At 71.3% G+C, this 19,644-nt stretch carries 18 protein-coding genes and 1 pseudogene; 11 read left to right on the top strand and 8 right to left on the bottom strand.

Features of this window, described 5'->3' with window-relative positions:
• Positions 1–10: 10 nt before the first annotated feature.
• Complete coding sequence (locus ACEN8D_RS17670) at positions 11–1,273, bottom strand: ice-binding family protein (protein ID WP_413399749.1); 1,263 nt, start codon at positions 1,271–1,273, stop codon at positions 11–13.
• 186 nt (positions 1,274–1,459) lie between these two features.
• Here ACEN8D_RS17670 and ACEN8D_RS17665 point away from each other — a divergent pair, with 186 nt between their 5' ends.
• Positions 1,460–2,458, top strand: coding sequence for a diacylglycerol/lipid kinase family protein (locus tag ACEN8D_RS17665; RefSeq protein ID WP_495601088.1), 999 nt, complete (start codon positions 1,460–1,462; stop codon positions 2,456–2,458).
• 91 nt (positions 2,459–2,549) lie between these two features.
• Here the strand turns inward: ACEN8D_RS17665 and ACEN8D_RS17660 are convergent, their stop codons facing one another.
• From ACEN8D_RS17660 to ptsP, 4 genes are all read right to left on the bottom strand, one after another.
• Positions 2,550–3,707, bottom strand: a complete 1,158-nt coding sequence (locus tag ACEN8D_RS17660; protein ID WP_071294737.1) for a mannitol-1-phosphate 5-dehydrogenase — start codon at positions 3,705–3,707, stop codon at positions 2,550–2,552.
• Positions 3,704–4,141 carry a PTS mannitol transporter subunit IIA gene (locus tag ACEN8D_RS17655; RefSeq protein WP_022907882.1) on the bottom strand — a complete coding sequence of 146 codons (438 nt, stop codon included), beginning with the start codon at positions 4,139–4,141 and terminating at the stop codon, positions 3,704–3,706. The genes ACEN8D_RS17660 and ACEN8D_RS17655 overlap by 4 nt, the downstream gene beginning before the upstream one ends.
• 85 nt (positions 4,142–4,226) lie before the next feature.
• Positions 4,227–5,783, bottom strand: a complete 1,557-nt coding sequence (locus ACEN8D_RS17650; protein ID WP_413399778.1) for a PTS mannitol transporter subunit IIBC — start codon at positions 5,781–5,783, stop codon at positions 4,227–4,229.
• A 65-nt stretch (positions 5,784–5,848) separates the two neighbouring features.
• The gene (gene ptsP, locus ACEN8D_RS17645) at positions 5,849–7,504 is read right to left on the bottom strand and encodes a phosphoenolpyruvate--protein phosphotransferase (protein ID WP_083295279.1); all 1,656 of its coding nucleotides are present in this window, start codon (positions 7,502–7,504) and stop codon (positions 5,849–5,851) included.
• A 266-nt stretch (positions 7,505–7,770) separates the two neighbouring features.
• Here ptsP and ACEN8D_RS17640 point away from each other — a divergent pair, with 266 nt between their 5' ends.
• Positions 7,771–8,541, top strand: a complete 771-nt coding sequence (locus ACEN8D_RS17640; protein WP_071303090.1) for a DeoR/GlpR family DNA-binding transcription regulator — start codon at positions 7,771–7,773, stop codon at positions 8,539–8,541.
• 76 nt (positions 8,542–8,617) lie between these two features.
• Positions 8,618–8,890, top strand: coding sequence for an HPr family phosphocarrier protein (locus ACEN8D_RS17635; RefSeq protein WP_070418429.1), 273 nt, complete (start codon positions 8,618–8,620; stop codon positions 8,888–8,890).
• 66 nt (positions 8,891–8,956) lie between these two features.
• Here the strand turns inward: ACEN8D_RS17635 and ACEN8D_RS17630 are convergent, their stop codons facing one another.
• A complete protein-coding gene (locus ACEN8D_RS17630; protein ID WP_413399262.1) occupies positions 8,957–9,286 on the bottom strand; it encodes a hypothetical protein in 330 nt (109 codons plus the stop codon).
• Between the two features lie 56 nt (positions 9,287–9,342).
• On the opposite strand from ACEN8D_RS17630, the gene ACEN8D_RS17625 reads away from it, so the two are divergent.
• The 8 genes and pseudogenes from ACEN8D_RS17625 (at position 9,343) to ACEN8D_RS17590 (ending at position 17,415) form a co-directional block, all read left to right on the top strand.
• Positions 9,343–10,185: an exodeoxyribonuclease III gene (locus ACEN8D_RS17625; protein ID WP_413399261.1), complete on the top strand. Its 843-nt coding sequence runs from the start codon at positions 9,343–9,345 to the stop codon at positions 10,183–10,185.
• Positions 10,186–10,222: 37 nt separating this feature from the next.
• On the top strand, positions 10,223–11,233 hold the full coding sequence (gene trpS / locus ACEN8D_RS17620) for a tryptophan--tRNA ligase (RefSeq protein WP_413399260.1): 1,011 nt from the start codon (positions 10,223–10,225) through the stop codon (positions 11,231–11,233).
• A 2-nt stretch (positions 11,234–11,235) separates the two neighbouring features.
• Positions 11,236–11,835 (top strand): GNAT family N-acetyltransferase, encoded by a 600-nt coding sequence (locus ACEN8D_RS17615; RefSeq protein ID WP_175496049.1) that lies wholly within the window; start codon positions 11,236–11,238, stop codon positions 11,833–11,835.
• 90 nt (positions 11,836–11,925) lie between these two features.
• Positions 11,926–12,978 (top strand): bifunctional diaminohydroxyphosphoribosylaminopyrimidine deaminase/5-amino-6-(5-phosphoribosylamino)uracil reductase RibD, encoded by a 1,053-nt coding sequence (gene ribD / locus ACEN8D_RS17610; protein WP_309886486.1) that lies wholly within the window; start codon positions 11,926–11,928, stop codon positions 12,976–12,978.
• A 29-nt stretch (positions 12,979–13,007) separates the two neighbouring features.
• Positions 13,008–13,634: pseudogene (gene ribA / locus ACEN8D_RS17605) on the top strand (GTP cyclohydrolase II); the annotation flags it as partial.
• A 216-nt stretch (positions 13,635–13,850) separates the two neighbouring features.
• Positions 13,851–15,263 carry an MFS transporter gene (locus ACEN8D_RS17600; RefSeq protein ID WP_070418423.1) on the top strand — a complete coding sequence of 471 codons (1,413 nt, stop codon included), beginning with the start codon at positions 13,851–13,853 and terminating at the stop codon, positions 15,261–15,263.
• A gap of 108 nt (positions 15,264–15,371) precedes the next feature.
• Positions 15,372–15,587, top strand: a complete 216-nt coding sequence (locus ACEN8D_RS17595; RefSeq protein ID WP_022907338.1) for a hypothetical protein — start codon at positions 15,372–15,374, stop codon at positions 15,585–15,587.
• Positions 15,588–15,594: 7 nt separating this feature from the next.
• Complete coding sequence (locus tag ACEN8D_RS17590) at positions 15,595–17,415, top strand: ABC transporter ATP-binding protein (protein WP_413399162.1); 1,821 nt, start codon at positions 15,595–15,597, stop codon at positions 17,413–17,415.
• A 37-nt stretch (positions 17,416–17,452) separates the two neighbouring features.
• Here the strand turns inward: ACEN8D_RS17590 and ACEN8D_RS17585 are convergent, their stop codons facing one another.
• Entirely contained in the window at positions 17,453–18,073 is a 621-nt protein-coding gene (locus ACEN8D_RS17585) for an isochorismatase family protein (protein WP_413399161.1), read from the bottom strand.
• Positions 18,074–18,096: 23 nt separating this feature from the next.
• Positions 18,097–19,590, bottom strand: coding sequence for a D-alanyl-D-alanine carboxypeptidase/D-alanyl-D-alanine endopeptidase (dacB, locus tag ACEN8D_RS17580; protein ID WP_413399160.1), 1,494 nt, complete (start codon positions 19,588–19,590; stop codon positions 18,097–18,099).
• Positions 19,591–19,644 lie beyond the last annotated feature (54 nt).

Genomic DNA, 19,644 nt, shown 5'->3' with positions numbered 1-19,644 from the left:
GCTCCCGACGCTACGCGCGCGGTGCCGGACGTCGTCGGGCACGCAGGGTACGGGACCGCAGCACGAGCAGTGCGGAGCCGGCGACGAGGAGCGCTCCGGCGATCGTGAGCGGCACCGTCGGGTCGCTGCCGGTGAAGGCGAGTTCCGCCGGGGAGTTCCCGGAACCACCGCTGCCCGAGCCCGCAGCGACCGGCACGGCCGGAGCGCTCGACGTCGGTGCCGAGGGAGTGGGGGTCGGCGTCGGGACCACCGCGGGAGCGCGGACGGTGAGGACGTACGTCTCGGTGTCGGCCGGGGCCGTGCCGTTGTCCGCCGTGATCGTCACCGTCGTGGTGCCGGGCGTCGTCGGGGTGCCGGAGATGACCCCGGTCGTGGGGTTGATCGTGAGCCCGGGCGGCAGGGTCCCGCCGTCCGAGTACGTGGGCGCGGGCGTCCCGGTCGCCGTCACCGGGAACGAGTAGGGCGTACCGGCGGTCGCGGCCGTGGGGGTGCCGGACGTGATCGTCGGAGCCACCGTCTCGGAGGGGGTGCCGGGGGCCGGGCACCCGGTCGGCGCGGTGATCGTGTTCGTGTCGAGCGTGACGGCTGCGGTCCGTGCGAGCAGACGCCCGACGACCGTCGCGCCCGTGGTGGCCGTGACGGACTGGTCCGCGAGGACCGTGCCCTGGAACTGCGCGGCGCTGCCGATGGTGGCCGAACTGCCGACCTGCCAGAAGACGTTGCAGGAGCTCGCGCCACCCGTGGTGAGGATGCGCGTGCCCGATCCGATCGTCAGCGTCGACGCGGCCTGGAACACCCACACGGAGTCGGCGCTGCCCGCGAGCGTCAGCGTCCCGGTGTCCGCGAGCCGAAGTGCGTCGCCGGTGTAGACACCGGGCGACAGGCTGAGGCCGTTCAGCTTCGATATCCCGGTCTGCGTCGGGGTCAGCGACGCCGCGACGTCGTACGCGGTCGTGGTGTCGGCCTGCGCCTGGGTCGCTGCCGCGTCGGTCTGGTGCACCGTGCCGTTCACGATCCCGTTGCCGGGTCCGCCGAACCCGGTGATCGAGGTCCCCGGGGAGAGGCCGAGGTCGCCCTGGACGGTGGTGGGCCCGGTGTTCGTGACGGTCGAGGCGCCGAGGACGCCGTACGTCGCGGCCGTGCCGAGCCCGATCGGACCGTCGATGACGGTCGCGGCCGAGGCGGGACCGGAGGACGCGAGCGCCAGCGCTGCCGCCAGTCCGATCCCGGTGCCGATGAGGGTGAGTGAGCGGACGATGGGCGTGCTGGCCATGACGGCCCCTGCCTGTTCAGGAGAGGTACCGCACAGGTGTCGAAGTCACCCGGCACTCGCCGTGCCGCGAGTCTCGCTCGCGTACCTGTGCGTGAGGGTCCCGATTGCCAGGTTCGGCGGATCCGCGGGGATCGGACACACCGGTCCGCGGCGCGATCGCCTCGCGTCCGGCGGTACCGTCGACTGGTGCCCTCCACTCCCGCAGCCCCCGACCGCACGCACCGGACGGACGGCCCGCAGCACGCGGCCGTCGTCGTGAACCCCTCCGCGGTCGACCTCGCCGCCCTCCGCTCGGCGGTCGCCACCGAGCAGGGGTCGCTCGGCTGGGCCGACACCGCCTGGTTCGAGACCGCGGCCGACGACGACGGCCGCGCCGCCGCACGCGCCGCCCGTGACAGCGCACCCGACGTCGTGCTGGTCGTCGGTGGCGACGGCACGCTGCGGGTCGCGGCCGAGGTGCTGCACGGCTCCGGCATCCCGATCGCCCTGCTCCCGACGGGCACCGGCAACCTCTACGCACGGAACCTCGGCATCCCGATCGGTGACGTCACCGCGGCCGTCCGGTCGGCCTTCCACGGCGCTGACCGTGCCGTCGACGTCGCCTTCGCCGCGCTCACCACCGCGGACGGGGACACGACCGAGCACGCGTTCCTCGTGATGGCGGGGATCGGGCTCGACGCCCGGATGGCCGCGGACACGAACGCCGGCCTGAAGAAGCGCTTCGGCTGGCTCGCCTACTCCGACCCGATCATGCGGTCCGTGGTCGGCAACCGCCAGGTCGACCTCCGGTACCGCCTCGACGAGGGCGACGAGCACGGCATGCGGGCGCACACCGTCATCGTGGGGAACTGCGGGACCCTCACGGCGGGCCTGCTGCTCCTCCCCGAAGCGCAGCCGGACGACGGGCTCCTCGACGCGGTGGCGTTCCGCCCGCGTGGCGCCTTCGGCTGGACGAAGATCGGCTACGGCCTGTCGCTCAACCGCTTCTACCACCGGACGCGCTTCGGACGGCTGCTCGCGCGCTTCCTGCCACGGTCGCGGACGCTCGGCTACACGACGGCGCGGCGACTCGACCTCGTGCTCGACGAGCCCGAACAGCTGCAGTTGGACGGTGATCCGTTCGGCCTGGTGGCCGCTGCCAGCCTGCGCGTCGAGCACGGCGGTCTCGTGCTGCGGACGGCCTGACACGGCGGTCCGACGCGGGTGCGTGACGGACGGGAGGCGCGGTGCCAGCCGGCACCGCGCCTCCAGTCCGTCAGGTGGGGCGTCGAGGACGCTAGGCGCGCGCGGACCGCACCCGGTCCGCGAACGCGGCGTGCAGCGGGTGCTGCTCGTCGAGCCCGGTGATCTCGGTCACGACCTCGGCGTCGCTCCGGTCCGAGCGCAGCAGCGCCTGGAGTTCGACGCTCTGCTCGTCGTCCGGCACGTCGAAGCGCAGCGCGGCGCCCATGGCGTCGAGCAGCGCCGTCGGCTCCGTGCCGTCCTCGGCGAGGGCGGCGGCGGGCGACACGAAGCGCTCGTCGCGGGAGAGCTTGCGCAGCGGCTGTCGGCCGACGCGCGTCACGGTGTCGGGCAGGTGCGGGTTCTCGAAGCGCCCGATGATGGCCTGCACGTACGCACGGTGCACCTCGGGGTCGAGCTCGTGGCGGCGGACGAGCAGGTCGCTCGTCTCGGCGAGCACGGACTCGAGCTCGGACCGGACAGCGGGGATCGCGATGGCGTCCGAGATCTTGTCCGCCCCGGCGAGGAAGCCGTGGTACGCGACGGTCGCGTGCCCGGTGTTCACCGTGAACAGCTTGCGCTCGATCGACGCGGCGAGGCCGTCGACGTAGTGGGCGCCGGGGATCTCCGGCTCGTTCCCGCCGAACGGCGTGCGGTCGATGGCCCACTCGAAGTAGGTCTCGACGGTGACGTCCAGGCCCGCACCCTCGGGCTGCGCCGGGACGATGCGGTCGACCGCGGTGTTCGCGAAGACGGCCTTGGCGAGGGCCTGGTCGCGGACGTCGGCGGGGAGCGCCTCGACGATGAACTCGCGCAGGCGGTCGGTGGCGTTGAGAGCGTTCTCGCACGCCATCACGGCGATCGGCGCGGCGTCCGCGTCGCGCTGCTGGAGCGCCTTCGCGATGACCGGCGCGATGAACTTCAGGACGTTCGGTCCGACGGCGCAGGTGACGATGGACGCCGTGGCGATCTCGGCGACGACGGCCGATTCGTCCTGGGCGCTGTTCAGGGCACGGAAGTTCGTGACCTCGTGGTCGCGCGCGTTCTGACCGACCTCGTGCACGGTGTACGAGTCGGCAGCGGCGAGAGCGTCGATGAGGGGCGCGGCGACGTCGGCGAAGACGACCTCGTAGCCGGCCTCGTGCAGGAGCAGTCCGACGAAGCCGCGGCCGATGTTGCCCGCGCCGAAGTGGACGGCGGTGGGGGTGCTCACTCGTTGACCTCGCCGAGGATCGACAGGATCGCGGCGGTGTCCGGTGCGTCGGTCAGCTTCTGGACCTCGTCCTCGTCGCTGAACACGATCGCGATCTTGGACAGGATGTCGAGGTGCTCGTTGTTGACGCCGGCGATGCCGACGACGAAGCGGACGGGGTTGCCGTCCCAGTCGATCGGGGTCGCGTAGCGGATGAACGACAGCGCCGACGACTTGATGGCGTCCTTCGCGTCGTTCGTGCCGTGCGGGATGGCGAGGAAGTTCCCCATGTAGGTCGAGACGCTCTTCTCGCGCTCGAGCATCGCCGGGTAGTAGTCCGCCGTGACCGCGCCTGCAGCCTCGAGGATCTCGGCAGCCTCCTTCATCGCCTCCGACTTGGTCGGTGCGGTGTCCTCGGTGTGGATCCGGATCTGGCTCTCCTGCAGGACGGGCATCGGGGTTCTCCTTGCTTCGTGACGTGGCGTCGTGGACGTGTGGAGGGGACGAGCCGTGGCCCGTCCCCTCCGATACTGCACTTCGTTACTGGTTCTTGAGCTGTTCGACGACCTGGTCGTACTGCGGCGCGTTCATGAAGTTGCCGACCGACACGTGCTGTGCGTTCGGGTTCTTCTGCTTCGCGCGCTCCGTCAGCTCCTCCTGCGTGATGATCAAGTCCTCGTCACCGGAGAGGTTCGCGATCGCCTTGTTGGAGACCGTGACCCCTTCGATGCCCGCCTTCTTGATCTTGTTGCGGAGGACGCTGGCGCCCATCGCGCTGGAGCCCATGCCGGCGTCGCAGGCGAACACGAGGTTCTGGACGCGGGTCGCGGTCGCGGTGGTCACCGAACCGACGCCACCGAGCGAGGCCTCGGCCTCTTCCTCGTTCGCCGGGGAGTTGTTGCCGAGCAGGCCCGAGGTCGCGGCGTTGACGTCGCGGCCCTTGTTCGCCTGGAGCTTCGCCATCGCGGCGCTCATGTCGCCGCCGCCGTTCGCGAGGTCACGCTTACGGGTCGCGATGAGGAAGAACGACGCGACCGCGAACGACACCGCTGCGGACAGGATGACCGAGAGGATGACGCCGAGGAAGCTGTCCTTCGCCGTTGCACCGAGCACCGCGAAGATCGATCCGGGCGACGCCGGGGCGACGAGACCGGAGTGGAACGCGACGTTGGTCGCGACGCCCGTGGCACCACCGAGGATGACGGCGATGAACAGGACCGGCTTCTGCAGCACGTACGGGAAGTAGATCTCGTGGATGCCGCCGAGGAACTGGATGATGATCGCGCCGGGAGCGGTCGAGCGGGCGATGCCGACACCGAAGAAGGTGAAGGCGAGCAGGATGCCGAGACCCGGGCCGGGGTTCGCCTCGAGCAGGAAGAGGATGCTCTTGCCGGACTCCTGGACCTGCTGCGCGCCGAGCTGGTCGAGCACACCGTGGTTGATGGCGTTGTTGAGGAAGAACACCTTGGCCGGCTCGATGATCACGCTGGCGAGCGGGAGCAGCGAGTGCTGGACGAGGAAGTTCACCGCGTCGCCGAGGCCCTCGGCGATGAGCTTGAACAGCGGCGCGAGCCAGAAGAACCCGGCCATGGCCAACCCGAAGCCGAGGATGCCGGCCGCGTAGTTGTTCACGAGCATCTCGAAGCCCGGCCGGATCTTGCCGTCCCAGAGCTTGTCGATCTGCTTGATGAGGTACGCGCCGAGCGGCCCGCAGATCATCGCGCCGAGGATCATCGTCGTGCCGTTGGCGCCGATGATGACACCCATGGTCATGATCGAACCGACCACCGCACCACGGGTCTCGTAGACCATCCGGCCACCCTGGATCGCGATCGCGAGCGGGATGAGGTAGGTCAGGATCGGGCCGACGAGGCCGACGTTCGCGACGCCGCCCGTCTCACCGAAGCCGCCGAGGATGCCCACGGGCGTCCAACCGGTCTCGATGAAGAAGGCGGTGATGATGCCCCACGCGATGAAGATCGCGATGTTGGGCATGACCATGCCGGAGAGGAACGTGCCGAACTTCTGAACGGCGACGCGTGCGCCGCCCCGCGACTTCGCGGGAGCGTCGGGCGCTGCAACGGACGACGTTGTCATGTGCGGTGACTTTCTGTGAGGTGCTGCTGCTGCGTGTGGAGGGGAGGTGGTGCTGGGGGGTCGGATCAGGCGGCGTGCGTCGCGGCCGCGGCGGACTTGGCGGCCGCCGCCGTGCTCGCGGCGAGTGCCGCCTGGGCCATCTCGCGGGCCTGGTCGAGGGTGTGCTTGCCGAGTTCGGCGCGCACGTCGGCCAGGGCCGCGGGGGTCATGGAGAGGGTCGTGGCGCCGAGACCGACGAGCACGACGGCGAGCAGCGGGTCGGCCGCTGCCTCGCCGCAGATGCCGACGGGCTTGCCGGCGTCCGCACCCGCTGCGCCGAGCTGCGCGACGAGGCGGAGCACGGCGGGGTGCCACGGGTCCTGGTAGGACGCAACGGTGCCGAGCATGCGGTCGGCGGCCATCGTGTACTGGGTCAGGTCGTTCGTGCCGATCGACACGAAGTCGGCGGAGGTGAACACCTGCTCGGCCATCAGCGCGAGCGAGGGGACCTCGGCCATCACACCGGCGGTGCGGATCCCGAGCTCGCGGGCGAGGTCGACGAAGTACTCGGTCTCCTCGGCGTCGGCGACCATCGGGGCCATCACCCAGAGGTCGGCCTCGGTCTCGGCGTCGGCCTGGGCGAGCGCGGTGAGCTGGTCGCGGAGCACCTCGGGGTGGTTCCGGAGCGCCCGGAGACCGCGTCGACCGAGGGCCGGGTTCTCCTCGTCCTTGTCGGTGAGGAACGGCAGGGGCTTGTCGGCACCCGCGTCGAGCGCCCGGACGACGACCTTCTTGCCCGGGAAGGCCTCGAGCAGCTGCTTGTAGGAGTCCTTCTGCTCGTCGACGGTCGGCGCCTTCGGCGAGTCCAGGAAGAGGAACTCGGTGCGGAAGAGCCCCACGCCCTCCGCACCGAGAGCAACGGCGCCCGCGGCGTCGGCGGGGCTGCCGAGGTTCGCGAGCAGCGGGACGGTGTGCCCGTCGGCGAGCGCGCCGGCGGTCAGGGGCGCTGCGGCCGCGGCGAGGCGGTCGGCGATGCGCTGTTCGACGTCGGCGACGAGTTCGGCCGACGGGTCGGTCACGACGGTGCCGGCGGCGGCGTCCACGACGACGACCGTGCCGTCGGACAGGTCGTCCGCGCCGGTCACACCGACGATCGCGGTGATGCCCTTCGCGCGGGCGAGGATCGCCGTGTGCGAGGTCGGGCCGCCGTCACGCGTGACGAGGGCGAGGACCTTGTCGAGGTCGAGGAGCGCGGTGTCGGCCGGCGCGAGGTCACGGGCGACGAGCACGAAGGGGGTGTCCGACTCGGGCACACCCGGCGCGTGGACGCCGCGGAGCTTGGCGATGATGCGCTGGGCGACGTCGTCGAGGTCGGCGGCACGCTCCCCCATGTACCCGCCCATCGAGACGAGCAGGTCGCGGAACTGGCCGAACGCCTCGAACACGGCGCGTTCGGCGTTGGTGCCGCCGTCGATGCGGGCGTGCACGTCGTCGAGGAGGGTCGGGTCCTGCGCCATGAGCGCCTGCGCCTCGAGCACGGCCTGGGCGTCCCCGCCGGCGAGCTGCCCCCGCTTGTTGAGGTCCTCCGCCACCGCTGCGATCGCGGCGGCCACGGCCTGCTTCGCGTCGTCCGCCGAACCGGTCAGGGCGTCCTTCGACGGTTCGCCGAGCGGGTCGGCCATGCGGAGCACGGGGCCGTGGGCGACGCCACGGCCGACGCCGGTGCCGAGCAGTTCGGACATTCGAGACTCCTTCATCTCACGCGCGCTTGCGGTGGGGTGGTTCGTTCGGTGCGCGCAGCGCGGAGACGGGACCCCGCCGGTGCGGCTGAGCAGCACCATACCCCGATCCACGTTGACAAACAAACACATCCGGGGATAAAAATGCAGAAACAGATGCCCGTTTGCGTCTGGCGGCGGATCCGTTCGGGTCGCTGTCGCCGGGGACGTGCCCGGTCGTGTCCGTTCCGTTCCGACTCCCCCACCGCTTCCGAGACGACGAGGCCCCGATGTACGCACCAGAGCGCCACCAGCGCATCGTCGAACAGGCGCGTGCGCAGGGCCGGGTCGACGTCAAGGACCTCGCCGAGCTGCTCGAGGTGACCCCGGAGACGATCCGCCGCGACCTCACCTCGCTCGAGCGGCGCGGGCTGGTCCGACGTGCGCACGGTGGCGCGATCCCCGTCGAACGCATCACCCTGCACCCGGGGGTCGGCGACCGTGGCGGCATCAACCAGGCCGAGAAGATGGTCATCGCCGAGGCCGCGCTCGGCGAGCTGCCCGAGAACGGGTCGGTCATGATCGACGCCGGCACCTCGACGATCTGCCTCGCCGAGATGCTCCCGACCGACCGTGGCCTCACCGTCGTGACGCACTCCCTGCCCGTGGCGATGGCGGTCGCGAACCGACCGGGCATCGACCTGCACCTGCTCGGCGGCAACATCCGCAGCGACTCGCTCGCCGGTGTGGGCACGTGGACGCACCAGCTCATCGGGATGGTCAGCGTCGACGTCGCGTTCATCAGCATCAACGGCATCACGCCCGAGCGCGGCCTCACGACGCACAACATGGCCGAGGCCGCCGTGAAGTCCGCGATGATCAAGTCCGCGCGCCGCAGCATCCTGCTCGCCGACCACACCAAGTTCGGTCGCGAGGAGTTCGGCCGCGTCGCCCCGCTCGCCGCGATCGACACGATCATCACCGACCCCGGCGTGAACGCCGACCTCGTCCGCGAGGTCGAGGCCGCCGGCACCGAGGTCTTCTGGCCCGGCCGCGACTGACCCTGCGTCCCGCCCCGGAACCGCCCACCCCGCGCTCGCTACCATGAGCCAACCACCCATCGACAGGAGTACATCGATGTCCGAAGCCACCCGCACCGTCACCGTCGCCAGCGCGTCCGGCCTGCACGCACGCCCGGCCTCCCTCTTCGTCCAGACCGTGACCGCGTCCGGCCACCAGGTCACGATCGCGAAGGGCGACAAGTCCGGGAACGCCGGCAGCATCCTCGCGCTCCTCGGCCTCGGCATCGAGAACGGCGACGAGGTCACCCTCACGGTGAACGGCGACGACGCCGAGACCACTGCGGACAGCCTGGTCGAGTTCCTCAAGACGGACCACGACGCGGCCTGACCACAGGACGGACGGGAGGCGCGGTGCCAGCTGGCACCGCGCCTCCCGTCCGTCGTCCGGTCGCCCCTACTGCCCCAGCGGCGGGATCGGGCGCAGCTCGCCCCAGGCGAAGGCGCTCTCGGCGATGAAGTCCTGGAAGTCGTCGGCGATCTTCAGCAGCATCTCCGGTTCCCCGTCGCGGAGCCACAGCCACGAATCGCCGTCGTCCCCGGCGACCGACCAGGCGAGCGCCATCCCCTCGTCGGCGACCTCGGTGTCGACCACCCGCCGCAATCGTTCGGACCAGTCGCTGTACACCCAGAACTCCGCCGCACGGAACTCGTCCCGGCGCAGCATCTGCTCGGCCACGGGACGGAACGCATCGAGCAGCTCCCCCACGGTCATCACGACGGTCACGGCGCGAGCCTACGACCGGCGCAGCCGTGTCGGCACCCGCCGATAGGGTGTTCTGCATGACACGCCTGCGCCTCGCATCCGTCAACGTGAACGGCATCCGTGCCGCGTTCCGGAAGGGCATGGGCGACTGGCTCGCCACCCGCGACGTCGACGTGCTCGCCCTGCAAGAGGTCCGCGCGTCGAGCGACGACCTCGCCGGGCTCCTCGGCGACGAGTGGGACATCGTGCACGACCCCGCCACCGCGAAGGGTCGAGCGGGCGTCGCGATCGCCTCCCGCCACAGCGCGCACGTGCACCGCGTCGCGCTCGGTGCGGACGACTTCGACTCCGCCGGGCGCTGGCTCGAGGCCGACTACGAGATCGGCGGCACCACGGTGACGGTCGTCTCGACGTACGTGCACTCGGGCGAGGTGGACACCCCGAAGCAGGACGAGAAGTGGAAGTTCCTCGACGCGATGACCGAGCGGCTGCCGAGGCTCCGCGAGCACAACCCGCTCGCGGTCGTCGTCGGCGACCTCAACGTCGGGCACGACCAGCGGGACATCAAGAACTGGAAGGGCAACGTCAAGCGCGCGGGCTTCCTGCCGCGTGAGCGTGCCTACTTCTCGCGGTTCTTCGGCGAGCAGGGCGCCGAGGTCGAGGGCGCCGACGGCACGACCGGGCCCGGTCTCGGCTGGGTCGACGTCGGTCGCGCCCAGGCCGGCGACGTCGAGGGGCCGTACACGTGGTGGTCGTGGCGCGGCCAGGCGTTCGACAACGACACGGGCTGGCGGATCGACTACCAGATGGCGACCCCGGAGCTCGCCGCCAAGGTCACGCAGTACACGGTCGACCGCGCTGCCGCGTACGACCAGCGATGGTCCGACCACGCTCCCGTGGTCGTCGACTACGAACTCTGACCCGCACCCCCACACTTCTCCAGCACAGGACAGCACCATGACCAAGACGCGCATCTTCTCGGGCATCCAGCCCTCGGCCGGTTCCCTCCACCTCGGCAACTACATCGGCGCGCTCATGCAGTGGCGGACGCTGCTCGACGACTACGACGCCATCTACTGCGTCGTCGACATGCACGCGATCACGTCCCCGCAGGACCCGGCCGAGCTCCGCGCGAACACCCGGGCGACGGCCGCGCAGTACATCGCCTCGGGCATCGACCCGACCAAGGCGACGCTGTTCGTGCAGTCGCACGTCCCGGCGCACGCCGAGCTCGCGTGGGTGCTGAACACCCTCACCGGCTTCGGCGAGGCGAGCCGGATGACCCAGTTCAAGGACAAGTCCGCCCGGCAGGGCACCGAAGCCGCGTCGGTCGGCCTCTTCACGTACCCGATCCTGATGGCGGCGGACATCCTGCTGTACGACACGAAGGTCGTGCCGGTCGGTGACGACCAGCGGCAGCACGTCGAGCTCACCCGCGACCTCGCCGGGCGCTTCAACTCGCGGTTCGGCGACACGTTCGTCGTACCGGATGCCCGGATCCTCACCGACACGGCGCGGATCTACGACCTGCAGGACCCGACGAGCAAGATGAGCAAGTCGGCCGCGTCGGACAACGGCCTCATCCGCCTGCTCGACGACCCGAAGCGCACCGCGAAGAAGATCCGCTCGGCGGTCACCGACACCGAGCGCGAGATCCGGGCCGACCGTCAGGCGAAGCCGGGCGTGACGAACCTGCTGTCGATCCTCTCGGCGTTCACCGGCACCCCGGTCGCCGCGCTCGAGGAGTCGTTCCAGGGCAAGGGCTACGGGGACCTGAAGGGCGAGGTCGCCGACGCCGTCGTGGCCGAGCTCGAGCCCGTGCGCGCCCGCACGCTCGAGCTGCTCGACGACCCGGCCGAGCTCGACCGGCTCCTCGCCGTCGGCGCCGAGCGTGCCGAGTCGATCGCCGCCGAGACCCTCGCGAAGGTCTACGAGCGCATCGGCTTCGTTCCCCGCACCCGGCGCTGACCGTGCGCCCCGTCACGCTGTCGTCTGCCCGGGTGCACCTCGACGTGCCCACCCGGGCGGACGCGACGGCGATCACCGAGGCCTGCCAGGACCCGGACATCGTGCGCTGGACGACGATCCCCACGCCGTACACCGCCCGGGACGCCACGACCTTCGTCGACGCGCTCGTCGGTCCGGGCTGGGCCTCCGACCGCGAGTACACCTGGGCGATCCGTCGGACGGGGTCCACCTGGCTCGAGGGGATCATCGGGTACCGCACTGCGCGGCGCGACCTCGGCTTCTGGCTCGCACCCTCCGCACGCGGGGCCGGGCTGATGCACGACGCCGTCGGCCTCGTGCTCGACTGGGCCTTCGCGCAGGGTGCGCCGGACGTGTACTGGGAGTGCTACGTCGGCAACACCGCCTCGGCCTCGGTCGCCCGTGCCGCGGGGTTCTCGTACACCGGCACCGGCGACGCGCTCATCCCCGGGCGGGACGGCGCTCCGACGACGGCGTGGAAGGGGCTCCGGCGGGCCGACGGCGCTCCCGCGTCCGACCTGCCGTGGCCGGCCGAGACGACGACGGCACGCCCGGATGACGCGTCACCGACCGTTCGCGGATAGTCTCGGACCGTGACCGTCACCCCTCGGCCGTCGGACTCCGCGGCCTCCCCCGCAGCGCACCCCTCGGTCTCGCCGGCCGAGCTCCGTGCGATGCGCCGTGGCCTCGAGCTCGCGGCCCTCGGCCCTGCGGTCGGTGACCACGTCCGCGTCGGCGCCGTGATCCTCTCCCCCGACGGAGCGGTCCTCGCCGAGGGCTGGCACAAGGGCGCCGGCACCCCGCACGCCGAGGTCGACGCGATGGCGAAGGTCGACCCCGCACACCTGGTCGGCGCGACCGCCGTCGTCACCCTCGAACCCTGCAACCACACCGGACGCACCGGCCCGTGCGCCGTCGCCCTGCTCGAAGCGGGGATCGGCCGCGTCGTGTACGCCGTCGACGACCCCGGGCCGGCAGCCCACGGGGGTGCCGAGCGACTCCGGTCCGGCGGAGTCGACGTCGTCTCGGGCGTCCTCGCCGACGAGGTCGAGGACTTCCTCGAGCGCTGGCTCCTCTCGGTGCGCCTCGGACGCCCGTGGGTGACGGTGAAGTGGGCATCGAGCCTCGACGGCCGGGCCGCGGCGGCCGACGGCACGAGCCAGTGGATCACCGGTGCGGCCGCACGCCAGCACGTCCACGAACAGCGCGCCGCGCACGACGCGATCCTCGTCGGGACGGGCACGGTCCTCGCCGACGACCCGAGCCTCACCGCGCGGGGCGACGCCGGCGAACTCCTCGCCGACCAGCCCGTCCCGGTGGTGTTCGGCGACCGGCCGGTCCCCGACGACGCCGCGGTCCGCCGCCACCCTCGCACCCTGCTGACGCTGTCCGGCCACGACCTCGCCGCCTCGCTCCACGCGCTGCGGGACCACGGCGTGCACTCGGTGTTCGTCGAGGGAGGACCCACCGTCGCCTCGGCGCTCGTCGCGGCCGGTCTGGTGGACGAGTACCTCGTCTACCTCGCGCCCGTCCTGCTCGGCGGCCCCCGTGTCGCCCTCGGTGACGTCGGCGTGGGAAGCATCGGCGAGCGTCGGCGGTTGGACGTACTATCGACCACCAGCCTCGGCCCCGACCTGCTGGTCCGAGCACGACCCCACCGCGCGCCCCGGCCGGCGGCGGCCGAGCCCGGGATCGCGGGGCCCCAGAACGACCGGAGCACCACATGACCGATGCACTCATCTCCCCCACCCCCGGGAGCCCGGTCCAGTTCGAGGTGTCGACGAACGTCCCGACCACGCACGGCACGTTCGAGATGCGCGCGTACCGCGACCTCGTGACGAGCGCCGAGCACGTCGCGATCATCGCCACCGGCCCGGACGGTGCAGCACCGCGCGACGGCGCCCTCGTCCGGGTGCACTCGGAGTGCCTGACGGGAGAGGCGTTCGGGTCCCTCAAGTGCGAGTGCGGCCCGCAGCTCGACGCCGCGCTCGACACGATCGCGGCCGAGGGCGGCGTCGTGATCTACCTCCGCGGGCAAGAGGGCCGCGGCATCGGTCTGATCAACAAGCTCAAGGCCTACCGCCTGCAGGAGGACGGCCTCGACACGCTCGACGCGAACCTCGCGCTCGGTCTCCCCGCCGATTCGCGGGCGTACGGCGGCGCGGCCGGCATCCTCGCCGACCTCGGCATCACCACCGTCCGCCTCCTGTCGAACAACCCCGAGAAGCGTCGCCAGCTCGAGGAGCACGGCATCACGGTCGAGAGCCTGGTGCCGCTGGTCGTCGGCGTCTCCGCGCAGAACGCGGCGTACCTCGACACGAAGCGCGACCGGATGGGACACCAGCTCCCCGCGCACCTCGAAGCGGGCAGCCCGCTGGCCTGACCGAGCCCCGGCCCGGCTCGGCCCGGTCACGATCCAGCGGATTCGCAGGTTCACGACATCTGTCGTACGATGGTGGCCCCCGTCACAAGCGGTACACCACCACGAACCGAACGCACCCGATCAGTGCCCGCGCCACCCCGCGCGAACCGATCGGTGTCCGCCGTCCGGAACACCGCTGCGCTCCCCCGAGCGTCATCCACGGAGTCTCCTCACCCCATGTCCGCCGCACCGGCACCCGCATCCCCGAAGACCGCAGGCAACCCGCGCTCCCGCGTCGTGATCGCCAGCCTCGTCGGCACCTCCATCGAGTTCTACGACTTCTACGTCTACGCGACCGCCGCGGTCCTCGTCTTCCCGACGCTCTTCTTCCCGAACGAGGACCCGACGGCATCCCAGCTGTCCTCGTTCGTCACGTTCGCCCTCGCGTTCTTCGCCCGCCCGGTCGGCTCGATCATCTTCGGCCACTTCGGCGACCGCGTCGGCCGCAAGGCGACCCTCGTGGCGTCCCTGCTCGTGATGGGCACCGCGACGTTCCTCATCGGCTGCCTGCCGACGTTCGACTCGATCGGCATCTGGGCTCCGGTGCTCCTCGCCGTGATGCGCTTCGCCCAGGGCGTCGGGCTCGGTGGCGAGTGGTCGGGCGCGGCACTGCTCGCGACCGAGAACGCGCCGAAGGGCAAGCGCGGGGTGTTCGGCTCGATGCCGCAGCTCGGCGCCCCGATCGGCTTCCTGCTCGCCAACGGCCTGTTCATCGCAATCAACGCGGCGATGCCCGCCGGTGCCGACGGCACCCCGAACCCGGACTTCCAGGCCTGGGGCTGGCGACTCCCGTTCCTGCTGTCGGCCGTCCTGGTGATCGTGGGCCTCTACGTGCGGTTCAAGCTCGTCGAGTCCACGGTGTTCCGTGGCGTCCAGGAGTCCGGTTCGGTCGCCAAGGTCCCGCTCGGCCGGGTGTTCCGCACCTCGTGGCGCGCCGTGATCGTCGGCACCTTCGGCATGGTCGCGACCTACGTCCTCTTCTACTTCATGACGACGTTCACGCTGTCCTACGGCACCACGGGCGCCGAGGCCGGCCCCCTCGTCCCGAAGATCGGCCTCGGCTACACCCGTGGCGAGTTCCTCACGCTGCTCATGATCGGCGTCGTGTTCTTCGGCATCTTCACGCCGATCGCAGGCATCCTCGCCGACAAGTTCGGCCGTCGTCGCACGCTCATCCCGACCACGATCGGCATCGCGCTCTTCGGCCTGACGTTCCAGTTCTGGTTCGCCGCGTCGACCGGTCCGATCACGGTGGTGACGTTCCTGATCGTGGGACTGTCGCTGATGGGCCTGACGTTCGGTCCGATGGGCGCCCTCCTGCCGGAGCTCTTCCCGACGAACGTGCGCTACACGGGTTCGGCGATCGCCTACAACGTCGCGTCGATCCTCGGCGCTTCGCTCGCTCCGACCATCGCGCTCGCGCTGTGGCAGCCGGACGGCAACATCTTCCTGGTCGGGCTGTACCTCACGATCGCCGCGGTCGTGACGCTCGTCGCCCTGTTCTTCATCCGCGAGACGAAGAGCGCCGCGCTCGACGCGGCGGACACCGCCGGTGAACCGGACGCAGCACCGGTGGACGCGCGCGCCTGACGCGACCACTTCCGCAGACGGGAGGCGCGGTGCCGGCTGGCACCGCGCCTCCCGTCCGTCGTCAACCCGGGTTGACATCCATCAGTACGTCAATGTAGGTTGACACGCGTGGACCGACCGACCATCACGAGCCTCGCCGCCGGCGCAGCCGGAGACGACCCGTTCTCCGCCCTCGCCAGCGTGCGCGAACTCCGTCGTGAGCTCGACCGGACCGAGGAACTCGCGGCCCGACGTGCCCGGAACGCCGGCGCCTCGTGGCAGGAGATCGCGACGCTGCTCGGCGTCAGCCGCCAGGCAGTGCACAAGAAGTACGGCAGAAACTAGGAACACGATGAGCTCCCCCTTCGCCAGAGCCAAGAAGACCGACGGTCCCCGCGCCACGTTCGGCCGACTGCTGAGCTACCTGTTCGAGAACAAGCCCGCGATGGTCGTCATCATCGTGCTGAGCGTCCTCGGTGCCGGTGCGTCCCTCGCGCAGCCGCTGCTCGTCAACCAGGTCATCACCGCCGTCCAGCACGGCAACACCCTGAGCACCCTCGTCTGGCTGCTCGTCGGACTCGTCATCGTCGCGGGCGTCCTCAACGGTGTGCAGCACTTCCTGCTGCAGCGCGCGGGTGAAGGCGTCGTCCTGTCCACCCGGCGGAAGCTCATCGCGCGTATCCTCAACCTGCCGATCTCCGAGTTCGACACGCGCCGCACCGGCGACCTCGTCTCCCGCGTCGGCAGCGACACGACACTGCTGCGCGCCGTGCTGACGCAGGGCCTCATCGAGTCGATCGGCGGCGCCCTGACGTTCATCGGCGCGATCATCGCGATGGCCGTCATCGACCCGCTGCTCCTCGGCATCGTCGTCGTCATCGTGCTCGTCGCGATCGTCGTCGTCGGCGGGCTCAGCCGCCGCATCCGCGTCGCGTCGAAGCGTGCGCAGGAGAAGGTCGGCGACCTCACCGCGGCGGTCGAACGCGGCATCGGTGCCGTCCGCACGATCCGTGCCGCCGGTGCCACCGAGCGCGAGGTGCACGAGGTCGACGGCCACGCGACCGAGGCCTACCGTCGAGGCCTCGACATCGCGCGGATGTCGGCGTTCGTCGTCCCGGTCGCGAGCATCGTCATGCAGGTCGCGTTCATCGCCGTCCTCGGGGTCGGTGGTGCACAGGTCGCAGCCGGCACCATCACGATCGCGACGCTCATCACGTTCATCCTGCTGCTCTTCATGATGATCATGCCGCTCGGCCAGGCCATGGGCGCTGCCGTCGCCGTCGCCCAGGCGCTCGGTGCGCTCGGCCGGATCGAGGAGATCCTGCACCTCCCGACCGAGGCGCAGGACGACCAGGCCGTCCGCGTCGCCGCAGCGGTGGAGAGCGACGACGCGATCGCCTTCGAACACGTGTCGTTCCGGTACGCGCGTCCGGCCCAGGCCTCCGGTGCGGACGGCGCCGAGCCGGCCGTCGACGACGACACCGCCTCCGACGACGTGGTGCTGCACGACGTGTCCTTCCGGGTCCCCCGCGGATCGCGGGTCGCACTCGTGGGACCGTCCGGCGCGGGCAAGTCGACCACGCTCGCCCTCATCGAACGGTTCTACGACCCGACCGACGGGGTCATCCGGCTCGGCGGCGTCGACGTCCGTGGCCTCGACCGCGCCGAGCTGCGCGCGCAGATCGGGTACGTCGAACAGGACGCTCCGGTGCTCGCCGGCACGATCCGGGCGAACCTGCTGCTCGGTTCACCGGACGCCACCGAGGACGACTGCGTCCGCGTGCTCGAGGCCGTCAACCTCGGCGAGGTCCTGCACCGCGACCCCCGCGGCCTCGACGCCCAGGTCGGCGAGGACGGCGTCATGCTCTCCGGCGGTGAACGGCAGCGGCTCGCGATCGCCCGGGCACTCCTCGCCGCTCCCCCGATCCTGCTGCTCGACGAGTCCACCTCGTCGCTCGACGGCGTCAACGAGCAGAAGATGCGCCTCGCGATCGATGCCGTGGCCGAGGACCGCACGCTGCTCGTGATCGCGCACCGGCTGTCTACGGTGGTGGACTCCGACGTGATCGTCGTGCTCGAGCACGGCCGCGTCGTCGGCGTCGGGACCCACTCGGAACTCGTCGAGTCGACGCCGCTCTACCGCGACCTGGCGAAGCACCAGCTGCTCGTCTGAGCCGGCGCGGCCGCGGTCGGTCGACGGTACGCCGAGGTCAGAGGAGCGCCCCGCCGGGGTTCGCCAGTCCCTCGTCCATGTCGCTGTGGTCGACGTGCCCGCCTGCGGCGCGGATCTCGTCGAGCGCCCGCGCGCTGCGGGCGTCGTCCACCCCGACCACGAGGTCGTCGTAGACCGCGACGTCGTATCCCGCAGCCCGGGCGTCGAGCGCCGAGGCGCGCACGCAGTAGTCGGTGGCGATGCCGACCACGTCGATCGTCACGACGCGGTGATCGGCGAGGACCTCGGGCAGCGGGACGCCGTCCTCGGTGCGCGCCTGGAACGCCGAGTAGTCCGGCGTGCCCTGCCCCTTGAAGACATGGACGTCGATCGGAGCGGTGTCGAGCCGCGGGTGGTACTCGGCCCCCGGGGTCCCGGCGACGCAGTGCATCGGCCAGGTCGTCTCGTAGTCCGGACCCTCGGGACCGGCGAAGTGGCCGCCGTTGTCATCGTCGCCGTGGTGCCAGTCGCGGGAGCCGACGATGAGGTCGTACTCGTCGGCGTGCCGACCGAGGAACGCGGTGATGCGTCGTGCGAGGTCGTCGCCGCCGGTCACACCGAGGGCACCGCCCTCGGTGAAGTCGTTCTGGACGTCGACGACGAGGAGTGCCCTGGACATGGACTCATCCAACACCCGCGGCCTCAGGAGCCGGTGAGCCTGCTCCCGCACGAGTACGTCGCCGCAGTCACCGCGTCGAGTGCGGGCAGCGCCGCGGCCCGCGAGGACCCGATCGCGTAGAACGCGAACGTCAGCCGGGTGCCGTCGGCCGCGTCGATGTAGCCGCCGAGGGTGTTCGCGCTGTCGATCCACCCGGTCTTCGCGTGCACCTTGCCCCGGGCGACCGCGTTCGCCCCGGTGAACCGACCGGCCAGCGTGCCGGACTGCCCGGACACCGGCAGGGCGTTCGCGAGCGTCCCGAGGCCCTTCGCACCGGCGGCGACCTGCACCATGAGGTGCGCGACGAAGTTCGGCGACACGGCGTTCGCGGCGCTCTCCCCCGAGCCGTCCTTGATGACGATGCCGGCAGGGTCGACGCCGTAGGACTTCAGGGCTGCCTGGTACACGGCGGTCAGCGAGGCTGCGGAGCCGTCAGAGCCGGACTCCTTCGACGAGATCCGCGCGAGCATCTCGGCGAGGGTGTTGTCCGAGTTCGGGATCATCTGCCCGATGAGCGTCGACACCGGCTGCGACGAGACCGTGGCGATCGTGTCCGTGCTGGTCGTGGCACGCTTGACGATCTGCGCGTTCCCCGCACCGGCGACCCCGGCGTTCGCGAGGGCCGTGCGGAACAGGTCCCCGGCGCGACCGACCGGGTCGGTGGAGCGCGGCGACGTCTGGGCACCCGGGTTCGCGCGGTCAGCGTCGACCATGAGCGCCGTGACGTTCGGCTGGTAGCCGATCGTCCGCTCGCTCACCGGCCACGTGGGGTCCCAGGCGTCGGCGTCGTTCCAGTACGTGTCGTCCGTGACGATCGTCGTCACCGGGGTGTTGCCGAGCTTCGCCTTCACCTGCTGGGCGAGCTGCGCGAGCGTCGGGGCGCCCGGGTACATCGTCGCTCCGCCTGCCGAGAGCGTGGCGTCGCCGTGGCCGACGAGGGCGATCGCACCGCCGGACTCCTTCGTCACGGTGGTCGGGATGCGGTGGTCGCCGCCGAGGACGGCCAGCGCGGTCGCCGTCGTCAGGGTCTTCATCACGCTGCCGGTCTGTGCGGCCTCGTCACCGTTGCGCGAGAACAGCACCTCGCCGGTCTTCGCGTTCATGACGTACCCCTCGAACGCGCCGAGGCCGCTCGCCGAGGCGGCGTTCGTGATCGTGCACGTCCGGAGGGCGGACGGGCCAGCGGCGTCGTCCGGCACGGCGCGGCCGCTCGGCGTCGGTGTCGGGGTGGGGGCGGCCGTCGTCGGTGCGGGGCTGCTCGACGAGGTGGCGGACGCCGTCGCGGCCGCCGTGGTCGTCGGGGTCGGCATCGTCGCCGCTGCCACGGCCACGGCACCGCCGGACCCGAGCACGAGCACGGTCGCGAGGCCACCCGCGATCCACGGCACCGGGCGGCGGGCGAACGAGGCGCGGACGGCGGTGCGCGCGTCGCGGAGGCGGTCCGCGACGCCGCGCGGTGAAGGCTGCTGGTCGGACATCGCGAACGATCCTACGGAACTGCGGGAGGAGCCTCCAGGGCCACTTTCCGGATC

This window comes from Curtobacterium sp. Curtsp22, from assembly GCF_059492135.1.
This window is presented reverse-complemented; position numbering and strand designations above follow the sequence as displayed.

Excerpts from the sequence above, each read along its gene's own strand:
- ACEN8D_RS17625 (WP_413399261.1), top strand. The coding sequence starts at position 9,343 with ATGACACGCCTGCGCCTCGCATCCGTCAACGTGAACGGCATCCGTGCC.
- ACEN8D_RS17650 (WP_413399778.1), bottom strand. The coding sequence starts at position 5,783 with ATGACAACGTCGTCCGTTGCAGCGCCCGACGCTCCCGCGAAGTCGCGG.
- ACEN8D_RS17640 (WP_071303090.1), top strand. The coding sequence starts at position 7,771 with ATGTACGCACCAGAGCGCCACCAGCGCATCGTCGAACAGGCGCGTGCG.
- ACEN8D_RS17655 (WP_022907882.1), bottom strand. The coding sequence starts at position 4,141 with ATGCCCGTCCTGCAGGAGAGCCAGATCCGGATCCACACCGAGGACACC.
- ACEN8D_RS17635 (WP_070418429.1), top strand. The coding sequence starts at position 8,618 with ATGTCCGAAGCCACCCGCACCGTCACCGTCGCCAGCGCGTCCGGCCTG.
- dacB (WP_413399160.1), bottom strand. The coding sequence starts at position 19,590 with ATGTCCGACCAGCAGCCTTCACCGCGCGGCGTCGCGGACCGCCTCCGC.
- ACEN8D_RS17585 (WP_413399161.1), bottom strand. The coding sequence starts at position 18,073 with ATGTCCAGGGCACTCCTCGTCGTCGACGTCCAGAACGACTTCACCGAG.
- ACEN8D_RS17670 (WP_413399749.1), bottom strand. The coding sequence starts at position 1,273 with ATGGCCAGCACGCCCATCGTCCGCTCACTCACCCTCATCGGCACCGGG.
- ribD (WP_309886486.1), top strand. The coding sequence starts at position 11,926 with ATGCGCCGTGGCCTCGAGCTCGCGGCCCTCGGCCCTGCGGTCGGTGAC.
- ptsP (WP_083295279.1), bottom strand. The coding sequence starts at position 7,504 with ATGTCCGAACTGCTCGGCACCGGCGTCGGCCGTGGCGTCGCCCACGGC.
- ACEN8D_RS17600 (WP_070418423.1), top strand. The coding sequence starts at position 13,851 with ATGTCCGCCGCACCGGCACCCGCATCCCCGAAGACCGCAGGCAACCCG.
- ACEN8D_RS17590 (WP_413399162.1), top strand. The coding sequence starts at position 15,595 with ATGAGCTCCCCCTTCGCCAGAGCCAAGAAGACCGACGGTCCCCGCGCC.
- trpS (WP_413399260.1), top strand. The coding sequence starts at position 10,223 with ATGACCAAGACGCGCATCTTCTCGGGCATCCAGCCCTCGGCCGGTTCC.